Source organism: Arenibacter antarcticus (assembly GCF_041320605.1).
Classification (GTDB): Bacteria; Bacteroidota; Bacteroidia; order Flavobacteriales; family Flavobacteriaceae; genus Arenibacter; species Arenibacter antarcticus.
Genome location: NZ_CP166679.1, coordinates 533,322 through 550,950 on the forward strand (window position 1 = coordinate 533,322; position 17,629 = coordinate 550,950).

The 17,629-nt window shown below is 40.9% G+C and carries 16 protein-coding genes; 1 reads left to right on the forward strand and 15 read right to left on the reverse strand.

The window, feature by feature from the left end; all coding sequences use genetic code 11:
• Positions 1–458: 458 nt before the first annotated feature.
• Complete coding sequence (gldA, locus tag KCTC52924_RS02280; protein WP_251809030.1) at positions 459–1,352, forward strand: gliding motility-associated ABC transporter ATP-binding subunit GldA; 894 nt, start codon at positions 459–461, stop codon at positions 1,350–1,352.
• A 106-nt stretch (positions 1,353–1,458) separates the two neighbouring features.
• On the opposite strand, the gene KCTC52924_RS02285 is transcribed toward gldA, so the two are convergent.
• The 15 genes from KCTC52924_RS02285 to KCTC52924_RS02355 all read right to left on the reverse strand — a co-directional run bounded on the left by KCTC52924_RS02285 (position 1,459) and on the right by KCTC52924_RS02355 (position 17,569).
• Entirely contained in the window at positions 1,459–2,331 is an 873-nt protein-coding gene (locus tag KCTC52924_RS02285; protein WP_251809031.1) for a sulfate/molybdate ABC transporter ATP-binding protein, read from the reverse strand.
• Positions 2,328–2,999, reverse strand: coding sequence for a molybdate ABC transporter permease subunit (modB, locus tag KCTC52924_RS02290; RefSeq protein ID WP_251809032.1), 672 nt, complete (start codon positions 2,997–2,999; stop codon positions 2,328–2,330). Before modB ends, KCTC52924_RS02285 begins: the two co-directional genes overlap by 4 nt.
• The gene (locus tag KCTC52924_RS02295) at positions 2,999–3,400 is read right to left on the reverse strand and encodes a molybdopterin-binding protein (RefSeq protein ID WP_251809033.1); all 402 of its coding nucleotides are present in this window, start codon (positions 3,398–3,400) and stop codon (positions 2,999–3,001) included. Before KCTC52924_RS02295 ends, modB begins: the two co-directional genes overlap by 1 nt.
• The gene (modA, locus tag KCTC52924_RS02300) at positions 3,393–4,160 is read right to left on the reverse strand and encodes a molybdate ABC transporter substrate-binding protein (RefSeq protein ID WP_251809035.1); all 768 of its coding nucleotides are present in this window, start codon (positions 4,158–4,160) and stop codon (positions 3,393–3,395) included. The genes KCTC52924_RS02295 and modA overlap by 8 nt, the downstream gene beginning before the upstream one ends.
• Before the next feature lie 68 nt (positions 4,161–4,228).
• Complete coding sequence (locus KCTC52924_RS02305) at positions 4,229–4,660, reverse strand: BLUF domain-containing protein (protein ID WP_251809036.1); 432 nt, start codon at positions 4,658–4,660, stop codon at positions 4,229–4,231.
• Positions 4,661–4,847: 187 nt separating this feature from the next.
• Entirely contained in the window at positions 4,848–6,185 is a 1,338-nt protein-coding gene (locus KCTC52924_RS02310; protein WP_251809037.1) for a Gfo/Idh/MocA family protein, read from the reverse strand.
• Between the two features lie 138 nt (positions 6,186–6,323).
• Positions 6,324–7,127 (reverse strand): DUF1080 domain-containing protein, encoded by an 804-nt coding sequence (locus KCTC52924_RS02315; RefSeq protein WP_251809038.1) that lies wholly within the window; start codon positions 7,125–7,127, stop codon positions 6,324–6,326.
• A 121-nt stretch (positions 7,128–7,248) separates the two neighbouring features.
• Positions 7,249–7,728 (reverse strand): hypothetical protein, encoded by a 480-nt coding sequence (locus KCTC52924_RS02320; RefSeq protein ID WP_251809039.1) that lies wholly within the window; start codon positions 7,726–7,728, stop codon positions 7,249–7,251.
• Between the two features lie 188 nt (positions 7,729–7,916).
• Complete coding sequence (locus KCTC52924_RS02325; protein ID WP_251809040.1) at positions 7,917–8,993, reverse strand: serine hydrolase; 1,077 nt, start codon at positions 8,991–8,993, stop codon at positions 7,917–7,919.
• A 172-nt stretch (positions 8,994–9,165) separates the two neighbouring features.
• On the reverse strand, positions 9,166–9,951 hold the full coding sequence (locus KCTC52924_RS02330; RefSeq protein ID WP_251809041.1) for a head GIN domain-containing protein: 786 nt from the start codon (positions 9,949–9,951) through the stop codon (positions 9,166–9,168).
• A 169-nt stretch (positions 9,952–10,120) separates the two neighbouring features.
• Positions 10,121–11,221, reverse strand: a complete 1,101-nt coding sequence (locus tag KCTC52924_RS02335) for an acyloxyacyl hydrolase (RefSeq protein ID WP_251809042.1) — start codon at positions 11,219–11,221, stop codon at positions 10,121–10,123.
• A 389-nt stretch (positions 11,222–11,610) separates the two neighbouring features.
• Entirely contained in the window at positions 11,611–12,564 is a 954-nt protein-coding gene (metF, locus tag KCTC52924_RS02340) for a methylenetetrahydrofolate reductase [NAD(P)H] (protein WP_251809043.1), read from the reverse strand.
• Between the two features lie 305 nt (positions 12,565–12,869).
• A complete protein-coding gene (gene metH / locus KCTC52924_RS02345; RefSeq protein ID WP_251809044.1) occupies positions 12,870–15,575 on the reverse strand; it encodes a methionine synthase in 2,706 nt (901 codons plus the stop codon).
• Between the two features lie 42 nt (positions 15,576–15,617).
• Positions 15,618–16,559 (reverse strand): pyridoxal-phosphate dependent enzyme, encoded by a 942-nt coding sequence (locus tag KCTC52924_RS02350; protein WP_251809045.1) that lies wholly within the window; start codon positions 16,557–16,559, stop codon positions 15,618–15,620.
• Positions 16,559–17,569 carry a homocysteine S-methyltransferase family protein gene (locus KCTC52924_RS02355; protein ID WP_251809046.1) on the reverse strand — a complete coding sequence of 337 codons (1,011 nt, stop codon included), beginning with the start codon at positions 17,567–17,569 and terminating at the stop codon, positions 16,559–16,561. The genes KCTC52924_RS02350 and KCTC52924_RS02355 overlap by 1 nt, the downstream gene beginning before the upstream one ends.
• Between the last annotated feature and the right edge of the window lie 60 nt (positions 17,570–17,629).

A 17,629-nucleotide genomic window follows, 5' to 3' on the forward strand; every position in this document is an offset into this window, starting at 1 on the left:
AATTCCAAAAAAAAAGTCCCGGTTTTCACGGGACTTCTATCTATATATACATTTAAAATACGCTAGAACAGTCCCATGCCTCTTTGAAAAAAGAAGTAAAAATAAAAACCATTCCAGAAATATTGCTTTGTCATTTTCTCGTAAAACTTGGGCTAAAGTAGTAATTAATTCTAAAACTCCGCGTCAAAAATATTCTTTTTTTACATTTATAAGTTTTAGGGATGCAAATTTAGGGAATCAGCCCCTATTTCCCACCTAAATTACGAATCCCACACCTACACTATTTCATAATAGTCTTATTTCCAATATTTACCATCCCCTTCCCAAACAAAAAACTTCTTAAAACAGACAAACGTCAGAGCAAAATCAATGGGAATTTATTGATAAACTTAACGGATCAATTCACCTAAACAACAGGGATTGGCGAATTTGCCTTATTTTTGATAAAAAGCAACTTTATGTCTATTGTAACAAAAAACATTTTTAAATCCTTTGGCGATCAATTAGCATTAAACGATATTTCGTTTACCATTAACAAGGGAGAAATTGTTGGCTTTTTGGGCCCAAACGGGGCAGGTAAATCTACGATGATGAAGATCTTGACCACCTATTACAGCCCGGACCAAGGCAGCGCGGAAGTGAATTCCCATAACGTGACAACAGAGGCCAAAAACGTTCGAAAAAGTATTGGGTACCTTCCAGAACACAATCCGCTTTATCTAGATATGTACGTAAAGGAATACCTCGGTTTTAATGCCGATGTATACAAAGTGGACAAGGAAAGAATCCAAATAGTATTGGAACAGACCGGATTAATGCCCGAAGCACATAAAAAAATAGGGCAACTTTCCAAAGGATACCGACAAAGAGTTGGCTTGGCTGCTGCACTATTGCACGACCCCGAGGTATTGATACTGGACGAACCTACTACCGGACTGGATCCTAACCAACTGCTGGAAATTAGAAATCTGATTAGAGAAATAGGAAAGGACAAAACCATTTTTTTATCCACACACGTCATGAAAGAAGTGGAAGCGGTATGTGATCGGGTAATCATTATTAGCAAGGGAAAAATAGTGGCCGACAAAACCCTATCGGACCTTAGAGAGGAGGAAGAACAAGTCTTGGTGGTGGAGTTCGACTTTAGGGTTGAAGAGGCTTTCTTGAAAAACTTGGAACAGGCGGTAAAAGTCAAGAATATAGGAGGTTTTGTTTATGAAATCACCTTTGACACCCAAAAAGATATGCGGCCAGCGGTATTCGACTTTGCCCATGACAACCAACTTAAAACCTTACAGCTAATCAGAAAAAACAAAAACTTGGAAAGCCTCTTTAGCGAATTGACACAATAGGTTCCGTACTGCCCATAGAAAACGATAATTTTCATAAGAGTATCACCAACTGACGCAGTTGTATTCCTCCCCTATCCCCTGAGACTAGATGTACTTCAGTTCTTGCCTATATCCGTTCTATAAGTGGATTAAAAGCTTTGGACGCTACAAATACTTGGTCCCCCAATTTTAATTTTAGGGCTTCCTCCCTATCGGATACTACTTTCACCACCGAATTGCCCACCAAAACGGAAACTACATAGATCACCTCCTCCTCTTCTATTTGTATTACTTCCCCTGTAAACCGAAATTTAGCACTGCTCCTTTCCGAACTAAAAAACTCCAGGGCCTTTCCTTCACGAATAACCCTGCCGTTGTGCAGCTCGTAAACAAAATCGGAGAGCTTTACAATTTCCCCAATATTATGACTAACCAAAATTGTAGTCAGGTTATATGCACTATGTACTTTTAATAAATATTCTTGAAGCTTAAATCTCATTTTATGGTCCAAAGCGGATAGAGGTTCGTCCAGAATCAAAATTTCCGGACGCTGCACCAAGGCTCTGGCCAGTGCTACTCGTTGTTGTTGCCCTCCAGATAAGTTACTGGGGTTTCGATCTAAAAATTCACCTAATTCCACAATGTCTACCAATTCCCGTACTATGGATTTAGGTTGCCCTTTTTGAAGGGCGAACTCCAAATTTTCTCGGACCGTCATATTGGGGAAAAGGGCGTAATCTTGAAATACATACCCTAGTTTTCGTTGCTGGGGCGGCAGATTTATTTTCTTTTCCCCATCAAACCAAGGGGTTCCATGAACTACGATACGACCTTTATCTGGAGTCAGCAGGCCGCTCAGCAATCGTAAGGTACAGGTTTTTCCAGCTCCTGAAACTCCGTACAACGTAACAAACTGCCCCTTTTCAATTTTCAATTCCAAATCCAAGAGCATACTCCCTCCCGAGGATTGTAATTTTTTGGACAGACTAATTTCAATCATCGGGCAAAGCGTTTTAGATAGCCCCCATTAGTAAGGTATACCAGGAGCAGAATAATAAAGGTAATCGCAAAGAGAATCATAGAATAATTATTGGCGGCGGTGTAATTAAGGGCTTCTACCTCATCATATATGGCAATGGATGCCACTTTGGTCTTCCCGGGCATATTGCCCCCGATCATCAGGACCACTCCAAATTCGCCCACCGTATGGGCAAAAGTCAACACAATCCCAGTTAATAGTGAGGATTTAATATTGGGCAATAATATTTTAAACAAGGTAGTACGTTTGGATTTCCCCATAGTATAGGCTGCCTCTTTTAAAGTAACTGGAAGCGAAGACAACCCAGCTTGAATAGGTTGTACCATAAAGGGCAAACTATAAATTATAGAAGCCACTACAAGCCCCCCAAAAGAAAAAATAAGTCTTATCCCCAGCCATTCATTTAACCAGTTCCCAAAAAAATTAGAGGGACTGAAAGCTACCAGCATATAAAAACCTAAGACCGTAGGCGGTAACACCAATGGCATACTCACCAAGGTTTCTACAATTGGTTTGATCTTGGATTTGGTAGTGGACAACCAACTGGCGATGGGAATAGAAAGCACCAAGAGAATAATGGTCGTAACAACGGCCAATTTAAATGTTAGTATTAGAGGTTGCCAATCCATTATGGTGCTAGTATAATCTCATTCATCTTTACCAATGCTGTTACATCCTGGTTAGCCACTAACTCTAATCTTTCTACACTATTGGAACCCACTACCGCAACCAGCTCGCCAATAGCTGTAGTCACTACCAATCTACTTAAAATTTCCCCTCTTTCTATACTCTTAAGGATCCCCTCTATACAATTCTCTACACTGATTTGGTTCCTTTGCTGAATACCAAGGATTACTTCAGTTTCCTTAAACAACACTTTCACCTCATTTCCAAGAATCATATACGGCGCAGTGCTAGGCGTATCCAAAACTACAGATACCCAGTCTACCTGATTACCAAGAGTAATCGTAACCAAGGACAGGTTGCCTTTGGTTTTTATTTTTGAAATATTGCCCTGAAAACTATTCATCCATCAAATATCCAAAATCTTTCAATACCTCTTTGGCTTCCTCAGAGAAAAGAAAGTCATAAAACCCTTGTACCTCCATTTCATTATCCCTTTCTCTTTTTATTAGCACTATCCCTTGACTTATTAAAGTGTAATGCTCTGGGTCCATCGCCACCCACATCCCCTTGTTCCGCATAGCCTGTGACATTACGGTAGACATAGCGGTAAATCCAATTTGCGCCGCTTTAGAGGTGATGAATTGATTGGTCTGGGCAATGCTCTCACCATATACCAGTTTGTCTTTTAGACTATCATAAAGGCCATAATACTGAAGCACCTGCTTTGCCGCAACCCCATAGGGTGCTGTTTTGGGATTCGCCAAAGCAATATGATTTATTTGCGGTTCCTTAAGGGTGTTTATAGAAATAGGGCTTTCATGGGTCAAAGACCATAACACTAATTTACCGTTTGCATATATTTTAGGTAGATCCTTGGCCTTGCCTGCTGCATATACCGCTTCAGGATATTTCATATTGGCAGCTACAAAAATATCATAAGGGGCACCCTCAACAATTTGGGCCGTTAATTTACCAGAGGATCCAATGATCAAATCGCAATCAATACCGTAAGTCTCGGTGTATTTTTTCACAATTTGCTCCATTGGTAATTGCATGTTGGCAGCGGCAGCAACTGTTATTTTATTTGGGTCCTTATCTTGGCAACCTATTCCAAACCAGATAGCAGTTACCAACAAGAAAAAAGACCTGATCCCTTTCTTCATTCTATTCTTCTATTGTATTGTATAAACTAAGCAAATTATAGTTTAAGACTAAAAAACAGGCCTCCTGTTTAATGTGCATTCTCTACTAAAAGTTTTTGCACCCCAACCCAAAACATACCCAAAGTTGCAGTGGTAGATTCTGAAAGCTCTGAAAGCAACAATAAGTTTCGTTCAAAATTTCTAAGATCCGACTCGTTTACCTTCTTCTCAGCAGGCTTATAATAGGCCATATTCCAATCACTAAAACCCCTCTCTTGAATATTGCCTTCCCACAATAACTCCACATCGAAGTGTCTTTTATCTCGCTCAATATCCGCAAACAAAGTTTTGATTTGTTTCTTTTTTCCTTCTATGATTTGTACAAATCTAAAATTATGAAATACCAAACAACCAGTTACCTCCAAAATATTATTTCTATTTCGCGCGGATTCCAATATGGCTTTAATGTCTTCCTCTGAAATATGCGACATAGCCGTTGACTGATACGTTAGTTGATACATAATTTAAATTTGATGTAAATTACAATAATAAATTTCGATAAACCGAGTAAACTAAAGGCTGCGCTATAGCAGCATAGCCTTCGAAATCCCAATAATTCTAGAACAAAAAAAGCTTGGTACACTTCCTTTAGAAGGATAGCATACCAAGCCTTAAATTTGGACTGTTTCTTAATTATGCAATAAAAAATTAAAACTCCCGGTATGGGGCATCCAAAAATTTATTTGCCTCTGGTTCTGAAAATTTAGCCGACTTGCTATCCCAATGTAATGTTTTATTAGGGAAACGCCCGGCAATTACGCCCAACAAAATAGTTTCTGTAAGTCGCGCCGAGTACTCAAAAGGGGCACTGCATTCCGCCTTACCCAAACAGGCATCCACAAATTGATGGTAATGCTTGTTCCCTTCTTCATCATAACTCTTGACTGGTTCGCCCAAATTGTCAGATTCCTTTATAACAGAAAGATCAAGTTCCTGATATTTCCCATCTACAATATGCCGCGGAAGCTCCATAAAGTGAGGCAACAACAAGCTTCCTTTTTCACCTATAAACATGGCTCCCTGTTCTGGAAGTTTATCATTATTGGGCAGCACAAGGTCCTTGTGCTTTTCGGGGGCTCCAGCGCCATCATACCAGACCCATTTTAATGTTTCTGCGGTATACGGGGTTTCGGGAAAGGTATAGGTAACTGTATTTTTCTCAGGGAATCCAAATCCATTAGGTTTCCTACATTTATTTGTAATGGTCATAGGAACATCCAATTGCAAGGCATTGTAAGGAGTATCAAAAATATGCACACCCATATCTCCCAAGGTACCACACCCGTAGTCCAACAATTTTCTCCAATTTCCTGGATGGTAGTAACCTTCTTTGTAAGGTCGCTCTGCGGAAGTCCCCAACCACAGGTTCCAATCTAAATTCTCAGGTACTGGATCCGACCCTTTGGGCTCTGGACCGTCATAACCCCAATTTTTTGGTGACCAAGCTCTTACCGTGCTTACTTTTCCGATGATTCCGGATTGGATCAATAAGGTAGCTAATTTATAATCGTAAAAAGAATGCACTTGGATTCCCATTTGGGTTACCAAATTCTTTTCTTTTGCCATTTTGCGCATTGCCCTTGCTTCCACCACATGATGGGTAAGGGGTTTTTGACAGTAGACTGGCTTCCCCATCTCCATAGCCATCATAGAGGCAGGAGCATGGGTATGGTCCGGAGTAGATACAATAACAGCATCAATGCCGCTCTTCAACTCTTTTAACATCACCCTATAATCTTTATAGGTGGTTGCATTGGGGTGTAATTTTTTGGCCTCGGCCAAAGCATTGGCATCCACATCGCACAAGGCAACTACATCTACCAAAGGATGGGAGGATATAGAAGCAAGGTCTGCTCCCCCCATATTACTAACCCCTATATGTGCGGTCCTTAGTCGTCCATTCTTAGACAAGGCCCAGAGCGAGGTAGGCAAAAGCGCTGTTAAACCCAGTGCTGCGGTGCTTTTTAGAAAGTCTCTTTTTTTCATTTCTTGAAATTATTAGTTGGTATCAATAGGTGGGGATAGTTGTACTAGTGGTTAGACTTCTTATTATCGTAAACCAATTTTTTTACGAAAGTCGACGTCCTTCAGTATCCTCTTTCTCCGGTATTCCTAAAGTTGCGGTTATAGTTTTCTGATTTTTACATTCTTAAACCATATAGGGCTGGAATGATCTTGAAAACCAATATAGCCAGTTTTAAATCGACCATAGTTTTCAGCATTTTTCCACTTTCCTGTATTTTTTTTATTGTACCACTCGTCAGACCAAGGCACAAACGACAATACTTTTTGTCCATTAAGCCAGTGTTCTACTTTTTCTGGGGTAAAAACTATCTTGGTAGTATTCCACTCCCCAACTGGGTGCAGAACTTTTTTAGCCGGATCTGCAGCATGCATGGCATAGTCAGATGCTGTCTGTTGTAGCGGCTGTAGCGCAGCTGGATTCTCTGTATTCCCCAAGCTTAAATTATATTCGGTAAGGTCGTGAATCGAAGCATAATTTTCATCATCGATTAACTGATATTCCGGGGAAATAGTTGCTGGACCTTCATTGGGTATATTTTCTTTTAGGTGATAAAAAATACCACTATTGCCACCTTTTGGCAATTTCCATTCCACATACAACTCAAAATTGTCGAATTCTTCGGTACCATAGATAATATCCTTTCCACCGGTATAATCCTGTTCCAATCCCAGTTCGGTATCAAAAGTCAACGTACTATCCTTTACAACCCAACCTGGAGGCAAGGAGTCACCGTTATAGGCACGCCATCCTTCAGTAGTAGTACCGTCGAAAAGATAGATCCAATCCTCAGATTCGGTTTTCGCTGTGGTTTCAACTGTGGTTTTGTCGGAATCCGTTTTGGGATTCATTTTACAAGAAGATATCGCAAGAGCGAATACAAATAGGGCAATAATTTTTTTCATGTTTATTTCTATTAATTTTTAACCAAGCCATGAAGATAAATAATTTAGCCAAGAAACCTACCTTAAGGATTGGTAAATTAATTCGATTCTAAAATTGCATTGCCCAACAAACCAAAATGCACTACTCCTTTTTTAAAAATTCACCACAATTGATAGCCTTTTCCTGTTGCTCCCGTAATTTGTTGATAAGCATTTCTAAATTTTCAGGCTCATTTCCATATTCAAAGGTTATTTTCGCCCTTTGCCCAGAGGAGAATTCAAGCTCCACCCATTCCGCACCTCCATCGGCACAGTCGGGACAACCAATAATTTCCGGAAGTGTAACTATCTCTTTAAAATCAATCCCATTTACAAGGGAATTCCAACTAGCTTTAGTCACGTTATCCGAACAGCTAATAGGTGCTACCTGATCATTCCATCCAGAGCGGGAATAAACCACCTTCTCTGGTGTTAATTGTATATTCATAGTACAATATCCAACACACATACCAAAGGAGGTGCCATAACCAATCTGTTTTATTTCCGAGAAGTTATCCTCACTATTATGGCAGGAAATCACCAAGCCGCCTATCAAAGAAAATAGCATCCAACGCTTTATCATGTATTTTGTATTTATTTCAATTGAGTTTTACACCTTCCATTATAACCTCCTAAAAGATGCTTTGTCCTATTCCATTTAAAGGAAGTATTGAATATTGTTCCTTCTATAGACGATTATCTTCCAATTGGGTTGCGCAGGCACCGATTATTATTAAAATTCTTTTTAATCCCATTAATGATAAAAGATTATTAACCCTTTTTTCCACAAATCAACAAGGACACTGCCTCCTCCAAAATTTCTTCTACTCTCGGGTTGGTGCAATTAATTAGAATAGAAAACACCATATCCTCATCTGGATACACATAAAACACAGCGTATCCGCCTATACCATTACCTACGTGACCAAAATAGGGCCTACCCATTTTATCCTCGCTCACCTGCCATCCCAATCCGTAATAAGTAGATTCGCCGTTGATAAACGTAGCGGCGAGAAATTGAGACATCACTGGATCTTCACCTAGGGAAGCATCCAAAAATGCCTGCCCAAAATGCGCGACATCGGACGAGGTGGATAAATATCCGCCTCCGGCCAATTTAAAACGGTTGTCTACTTGAATGGCCTTTCTAAACCCCAGTCTGTACCTAGAATAGAAAGTTGCCTTATTGGAAAAGTTCTCCCTTGGAATTTCGGGAAACGTGTCCACTAACTCGAAGCGTTTTAGCACCTTCTCCTGAACATAATCTGCAAAAGGAATTCCACTGACTTCTTCGATGGCCAAGGAAATTAAAACCCAATCATAACTCGAATAAAGGTATTGGGTTCCCGGTTTAAAAACAAGCGCATCGTCTTGGAATAGGCTAAGGCTCTCCCTAATTCCCATAGGAAGGTTCAGTCCGTATTCCGCACCTCTATATCCTCTAATTCCAGCAGTATGCCCCGCCAATTGGCGTAGGGTGAAATCATATTCTTTTTTAGGGTAATAGGGGACATAATTATAAAAAGAAGCATCCAAATCCAATTTTCTGTCCGCCACCATAGTGGCCAAGGCAGTTGCTGCAATGGGTTTGGAAACACTGGCCACCCTAAATACCGTTTTTAGGGGGTCTATTGGAATTTCCTGTTCCAAATTGGCAAATCCATAGCCTTTTTGAAAATAAACCCGATTGTTTTTACGCACACTAATTGCAAGCCCGGGAACACATTTATCTTCAATAAGTTGTTGTAGTAATAAATCTGCCTTCTCTTTTCCCGATAAGTGCGCATCCCTTCCCATTTCCCGTTGGGAAGCAAAAATATTCCGTATATATTTCAGAATGGGATTCATGTGATGACTAATGAATTAGTACGCTATTTTGATGATTATCAGATCGGTTTAATTGGGTTATTTTACAAACCTAAGACCCCGTTTCCCTCAAGAAAAGCTGTTCGCTCCTCTGCTTTTCTACTTGAATTCCGGAACAGGATACACCTCAATCACACCAATTTGGATATAAGTCCTACTCTTGGTCTATAAAGATCAGCGCTCCTTTATACAATTGCTCCACATCTACTTCGGCTGGCCTATTAAAACTTACTACATCCCCAGTACCTCGCAAGGTACCTTTTAAGGATATTTGGGGATTAATACGCATATCATTGGAGCCCCTATGGTTAAAATTTACTGTATTTGCCATTAACGATTCCGCCTCCAAGCGCGAATCCCCTGCGGCAAATAGAATGCTTAAATTATTGGTTTTCCCCCGTAAATTATAATAGGAGATACCATTAGAAACGATACTCACCTTTTGGGTATCCAGATCCAAATTAAATTCCCCACTGGTAAACTTAGCTTCTGGATCGTTAAAACTCTCCGAAATGAGCTCCAGATTAGGAAAGGCCAACACCCCATCGCTTTTAATTGCCATCCCCGTACTGCTTCTAACCTCTGTAAGATTAGGCACGGTAACATAAACATGGGTAATCCCGTATTTACGGGTAAAATTACAGGAGTTGGTATCCCGAAGTAGTAATCGCCCTTCTTCTACCGTAACAGAAACATCATTCCGTAAATATTTTCCTGTTTCTACTTCAACTTTTGTGGTTGCCCCCTGTTTTATGGTAAGTTGCACATTTTCGTAGACGGTAATTTTGGTGAATTCGGGCACTTCCACAGTTTCCTTTGTGATGGATCCAGCATTTTGAAAGCAGTCGGACGCATTTTCACTGTTGCAGTTCCATACTAAAATAGGAAGAACCATCAACACACTCCATCTAAAAAAATCCCTTATATGTAAATTCGTCATATTCAAATTAAAATAAATTAGGCACTTATAAAGCACTGGGCTGATTAAATCCTAATCTAGTTCACCATTATTTTCGAGTCCTTTATTGGGCTTACTCATCTAATATCAAGAGCTTTAGGTTTTCCTTGGCCCTTCTATCCCTCTTATTCCCTCCGGAACAACAGCTTTGTTAAAGCCTTATCCCAATTCCAAATTCTACTGCTTCGGCCTTGGCTCCGTGCGATTTTAGGGTGATGGCACCATAGATTTTGTCTGAAAAATATCGTTTTAATCCCATCCTATTGTACACCCTTCCTTCAAAATCGAAAGGATAATACACATAATAGCCCACCTGGGAAATCACCGACATTTTATTAACAAACAATTCATGCCCTAAAAATATCCCTACACGTTTAAAATCGTCATCGGGTTGAACGCCGTATTCCGGAAAGGCAACCGATTGGTACCGTATCAATTCCTTTAAAAAATTGGAAAAATACACATCGGTTCCCAACTGGATGGCACTAAGCCTTCCCAAACGTTTATCGGCATAGGCCGAAAAAACATAAAATGCATATTGACCCGAACCTACTACATCGCTTTCATTTATCCCAGTTCTAAACGCAAGATTAAGCTTTACTGGCTCCGTTACTTTTGCCCTATCTGTAGTTCTTAGATACTCTTTTTCCACACCACCATCCAAATCATAGGTGAGCCCAACATTAAGCGCAAGTGTGTTTGTAGACGTATTAGGTGCCCTTACATTAGCGTTAGAATAATGGATTACCGACAAACCAGCCTTAAACCCCAAGCCCTCAAAAATATTTTCCTTGTGGTAGTTCAGCATAATATAGGTAGAACTCAACAAATGCGTTCCATAAGCGTTGTTCCTGAAATTTTTATGCTTATCAAAAGGGTGGGTATTATAGGCCACCCCTTGCCCCAGTCTAAACTGTAGATTCCTATTTAAAAAATAAAAATTATAGTGCGCATACAGTCCAAAATTCTCCCCCAGGGTACTATTGTTCATATTTTGGTACACAAAAGAAACCCCCGTATCCGGATAATTAAAGATCTGATGCCATTCCTTGTCTCCATAGTTCTTACGGTTAAAGCCTGCTATAAGTCCGCCGGGATGTGAAGTAATTAAATGGGAAATATAATTATTGTGCAAGAGCACCGAACCGTAATACTGGCTGACATCCAAGGTATATCTCTTGGTTTCTTTACGGTCCTGTGAAATACAAAATGCCGTCCAAAGACAGCATAAGAGAAATAAGCGTAGTTTCATGAGCAGCAAATGTAGGGAAAATTTAAAAATGGGCGATTTTAAAAAATGATTTGATTTAAGCGTATAGACCATAACTGGAAATACCCATGGGCCAAGAAGATCTACCTATGCCGGGTTTGTCCTAAAACCCCTGTGTGTTCTTTCCCCTAAAGCTCCCGGATAAATACGGGAGTTATTAAAAAATAGCAAGGACTAAATGGCCACTTGCCTTTAGGCCGTGATCCGATTAGAGATTATCTCCACTAGGGCTTTAGCCCAATTATGATTGATAAACTGCTTCATTTATGCTTCATAAATATCGTAAAGATGCTACATTAAACCCTCCTGTGAAGGCGCTTGAAACTGGACAATTTTATAAAAAATGATGAAATTATATAAAAAAAGCCACCCTAAAACAACTTTTCGGCAATGGCTTTAATATTGTCAGATTTCCCCATGGAATAATAATGCAGTACTGGAACCCCTGCCTCCTTTAACTCCTTGGATTGCTGAATGGCCCATTCAATACCCACTTGTCTCACTGCGACATTGTTAGCGCAAGCATCAACAGCATCTATTAGGTCTTGCGGCAGGTCTATTTTAAAAACCTGGGGCAGTATTTGTAAATGTCTTTTTACGGCAAGCGGTTTAATTCCTGGTATTATAGGCACCTGAATTCCCATTTCCCTAGCCTCCTCTACAAATTTAAAAAAGCGCTTATTGTCAAAAAACATTTGAGTCACCACATAATCGGCACCGGCATCTACCTTTTCCTTTAACCTTTTAAGATCGGATTTTAAGGAAGGGGCTTCCATGTGTTTCTCTGGATACCCGGCTACCCCGATACAGAAATTAGCGCAATTATCGCTCTCCACGGTTTCGTGCAAATAACTTCCGGAATTAAGGTTTTGGATCTGCTTTACCAATTCCGTAGCATAGCAATGCCCACCGAGAGTAGGGTTAAAATACTGCTCCTCTTTCCGTGCATCTCCCCTTAAGGCCATTACATTATCTATTCCTAAATAATGGCAATCTACCAGCAAATATTCGGTCTCCTCCTTGGTAAAACCTCCACAAAGCACATGGGGCACGGTATCTACCCCGTATTTATGCTGTAGGGCAGCGCAAATACCCACTGTTCCTGGTCGCATACGGGTCAGTTTTTTATCAAACAACCCATTTTTTTCCAAATACACATACTCCTCCCTAGAGGTGGTAACGTCTATGAATGGCGGTTTAAACTCCATCAACGGATCCACATTGTTATACAATTCCTGAATATTTCTCCCCTTAACTGGCGGAATGATCTCAAACGAAAACAAGGTTTTTCCCTTTGCGTTATCCAAATGCTCTGTTACTTTCATGGTCTTTCCCAATGCCCTCCAAAAAAGAGGGAACTTATTTTATTATTTAATATTCTCTTGATCATTACGCTCCCACAATGGGAAAAATAATAACTGGCCCTGGCAAACCGATTATAGATTATGGCGTTTCCCAAATGGGACCGGGCTATCCACTTAATTTTTTTAGATTAAACACCTAAAAAAGATATCGCTCCTATCCCTAACGCAGTAAAACTTCACCGTTGGTCATATACCTATTAAATGTATTTCTAACCTCATTTCCACATCGACAAATCTTCACATTAGCTAATTAACAGATTTACACATTAATCATCCGCAATATTGGGTGCCAGCCATCTACTGGCTTCTTCCAAGGGCATATTTTTTCGTGCAGCAAAATCTGCCACCTGATCCTCTTTTATTTTCCCTACCCCAAAATATCGGGCTTCATCATTTCCAAAATAATAGCCACTAACACTGGCCGCAGGCCACATAGCCAAACTATCCGTTAATTGTACCCCTATTTTTTCCTCTACCTGCAACAGTTCCCAAATGGTCAATTTTTCCAAATGGTCTGGGCAAGCAGGGTATCCTGGTGCTGGCCGAATCCCCTTGTAGGACTCCTTGATCAATTCTTCGTTCGTGAGACCTTCATCTGAAGCATAGCCCCAATGCTCCATTCTCACTTCCCTATGCAAATACTCCGCAAAGGCTTCAGCAAATCTGTCGGCCAAGGCTTTTACCATTATACTGTTGTAATCGTCTAGGTTCTCACGGTAAGTATCGGCCAATTCATCGGTACCAAATCCAGTGGAAACACAAAAGCATCCCATATAGTCCTCAATACCACTGTCTTTAGGGGCTATAAAATCGGACAGGGCAAAATTGGGTTTGCCTACATATTTCTTGGATTGTTGCCTCAGGGTCCTAAAATGTATTTCCTTCCCATTATGGGTAAGTTCTATATCATCGTCATGGACCATGTTTGCAGGGAACAGGCCGAAAATTCCCTTCGCTTGGAAAAGGTTTTCATCCAAAATCTTTTTCAACATAACCTCAGCATCGGCAAACAGCTCTTTGGCCTGTGGTCCAACCACCTCATCTTCTAAAATATCGGGATATTTGCCATGCAATTCCCAACTTCTAAAGAAAGGAGACCAGTCTATATAGGGTTCCAATTTACGCAGGTCTAAATCTTCAATTATCTGTATCCCTAAGTTTTTGGGCTTCACAATAGTAGAATTTGTCCAATCCACTTGATATTTATTTGCCCTAGCATCTGCTAGTTTTAGGTATTCTTTATGCTTGCCTCTATTTAGGAATTTCTTCCTAAAATCGGCATAATCCAATTTAATATTTTCCTTGTATTTGGTGGATCCATCTTTTTGCAGCAGATCCCCCACAACGGTCACGGCCCGTGAAGCGTCGTTCACATGCACCACCGCACTATTGTAATGGGTATCTATTTTAACGGCCGTATGGGCTTTACTGGTGGTTGCCCCGCCAATTAGCAGGGGAACGGTAAAGTTTTGCCGTTCCATTTCTTTGGCCAGGAAGACCATTTCATCCAAAGAAGGAGTAATCAGTCCACTTAGCCCAATAATATCCACATTATGTTCCTTGGCCGCATTTATGATCTTTTCGGGTGGCACCATTACCCCTAGGTCCACAATCTCATAGTTATTACACGCTAAGACCACACTTACGATATTCTTTCCAATATCGTGTACATCCCCTTTTACCGTTGCCATTAAAATTTTTCCGGCAGACGAACTACTTCCTTCGGAGGGGTTCTTTAGCTTTTCTTCTTCAATAAATGGTAATAGGTAGGCCACTGCCTTTTTCATTACCCGAGCCGATTTAACCACCTGAGGCAAAAACATTTTACCACTTTGGAACAGATCGCCAACCACGTTCATCCCCGTCATTAAATGACCTTCAATTACGTGGATTGTTGCTTCCACACTTAACCTTGCCTCTTCTACATCCTCTACAATATATTGATCTATCCCCTTTACCAAAGCCCTGGTAATTCTATTTTGTAAGGGCTCCTCCCGCCAAGACAGGTCTACCTTATTTTCTTTGGCCTTTCCAATTACCGATTCTGCGAAATCCAACAAACGTTCCGTTGCATCGTCTCTTCGGTTAAGAATAACATCCTCAACACGCTCCAAAAGATCTTTTGGAATATCGTCATATACTTCCAACATACTGGGATTTACGATCCCCATATTCATACCCGCTTTTATGGCGTGATACAGAAAAACAGAATGCATGGCTTCCCGTACAGGGTTATTCCCCCTAAAACTGAAGGACACATTGCTTATTCCCCCACTGACATTACAATAGGGTAAATTTTCCTTAACCCAAGCCGTGGCCTTAATAAAATCTAAGGCATTAAGCTTGTGCTCATCCATACCCGTGGCCACAGGAAACACGTTAAGGTCAAAAATAATATCCTCAGGCGGGAATCCTACTTGGTGTACCAGGATATCATAGGAACGCTGTGAAATCTCCAACCGCCGCTCATAATTATCGGCTTGACCAAGCTCATCAAAAGCCATCACAATTACAGCGGCACCATACCGCCTAATTAATTTGGCATGATGGACAAATTCTTTCTCCCCTTCTTTAAGGCTGATGGAATTCACCACACATTTTCCTTGAACCACTTGAAGACCTGCTTCAATAATATCCCATTTAGAACTGTCTATCATGATAGGAACCCTAGCAATATCTGGTTCCGAAACGATAAGGTGCAGAAATTTAACCATTGCCTCCTTACCGTCAATAAGGCCATCATCCATATTCACGTCTATGATCTGTGCCCCGCCTTCTACCTGTTCCCTGGCAATATTTAAAGCTTCTTCAAACTTCTCCTCTTTAATTAGCCTGAGGAATTTCTTGGAACCTGCCACATTGGTACGCTCCCCAACATTTACAAAATTGCTTTCCGGGGTAACCACTAATGGCTCCAGTCCGGAGAGCTTTAAATATCTATCAGCAGTATTCTGTTCCTTAGTATAGCCCATGTATTCTTATATAATGTATTCTTAATGTTGCCTATGGCAACCTTAAAACGGTAATTTTAATAAATCCACATTTCCTCCGGAGAGGATAATTCCTATCTTTTTATTTTTAAAACGCTCCTTTTCCCTTAACAATGCAGCAAATGGAACGGCACTGGAAGGTTCTATTACAATTTTCATCCGTTCCCAAATCAACATCATTGCACTTATAATTTCTGGTTCCTCTACTCGGATAATTTCCGAAACCAAGGCTTTAATAATGGGGAAATTTATATCTCCTAGCTGTGTTTTTAAACCATCGGCAACGGTATTGGTGGTAATATTGACCTCAATCTTCCCACTTTTCAGGGATCTGTAGGCATCATCTACCCCAAAGGGTTCACCTCCTATTACCTTACACCCTTGTCCAAAATAACGGGCAGCAAGTGCTGTACCGGCAATGAGTCCACCGCCCCCTACCGGACTAAATAGATAGTCCAGATCAGGTTGATCTTGTAACATTTCCATAGCTGCAGTACCTTGACCTACAATAACATTAAGGTCATTGGAAGAATGTACAAATACAGCCCCTTTTTCAGCGACGATCTTGCTAGCTTCCCGCTCCCTTCCTTCTAGTGTAGGCTCGGAAATCACAACCTTACCTCCATAGGCCTTAACGGCTTCAATCTTAACGGCAGGAGCACTGCTAGGCACTACAATATAAGCGGTCACTCCTAAGTTATTTGCTGCAAGTGCCAGTGCCTGCCCAAAATTTCCTGAGGAATGAGTGACTACCCCTGCATTTCTCTCCTTCTCCGTTAATTGCTGAATGGCATTAATAGCCCCTCTCATTTTAAAAGCCCCCATTTTCTGGAAATTCTCGCACTTAAAAAATAATTGTGCGCCAGAAATGTCATCCAATAAACGAGAGCTAAGCACCGGAGTTCTATGAACAAACGGCGCTATGCGATTACCAGCCTCTTGGATAATTTCTCTAGTGGGTATCATTAATTTATTGTAATCAAAGTATTGAGTGTTCTAGGACTATAATTCTTTACTATGTCCGCCATGGCCTTAATATGCTCTGGGGTGGTTCCACAGCAACCCCCAACAATATTTACCAGTTTCTTTTCGGCGTACTCCTTAATTTGGGAGGCCATCTGCTCTGGGGTTTCATCGTATTCTCCAAAAGCATTTGGCAATCCGGCATTGGGATGTGCCGATACGGCATGTTCGGTTTTCGCGGACAATACCTCCAAATGTGGCACTAACTGACTTGCCCCTAAGGCACAATTGAATCCCACTGATAAAATAGGGATATGACTTATGGATATTAAAAATGCTTCTGCTGTCTGCCCCGACAAGGTACGCCCAGAGGCATCGGTAATGGTGCCACTTACCATGATCGGGATATCCAAGTTCCTTTCCTCCTTAACCTCCTCTATGGCAAACAATGCTGCCTTGGCATTAAGGGTGTCAAATATGGTCTCTACCAATAAAATATCGGATCCACCGTCTATTAGGGCTTCTACTTGTAATTTGTAAGCTACTCGCAGTTCATCAAAGGTAACACCCCTAAATCCGGGATCGTTAACGTCTGGTGACATGCTTGCCGTTTTGTTGGTTGGGCCAATACTTCCCGCAACAAAACGTGGCTTATGGGGTTCTTTGGCCGTAAATTTATTGGCCACCTCTTTGGCCAATCTGGCCGACTCATAATTTAATTCGTACACCAACTCTTGCATCCCATAATCTGCCATAGCGATTGTGGTGCTGGAAAAGGTATTTGTCTCCACAATATCGGCCCCAGCAGCAAAATATTGGCGGTGCACCTCTGCAATAGCTTCAGGCTGGGTTAGTGATAAAAGATCATTGTTCCCCTGCAATGAACTGGGCCAATCCTTAAAGCGTTCTCCTCTAAAATCTTCTTCCGTAAATTTATGGCGTTGAAGCATGGTACCCATAGCTCCGTCTAACACCAAAATACGTTCTTTCAATACTTCCTGAATATTCTTCATCTACTTTATAAATATAAGCTGCCCACTTGGCATAAACCTTAAATTAAAAATCGCCCTGGA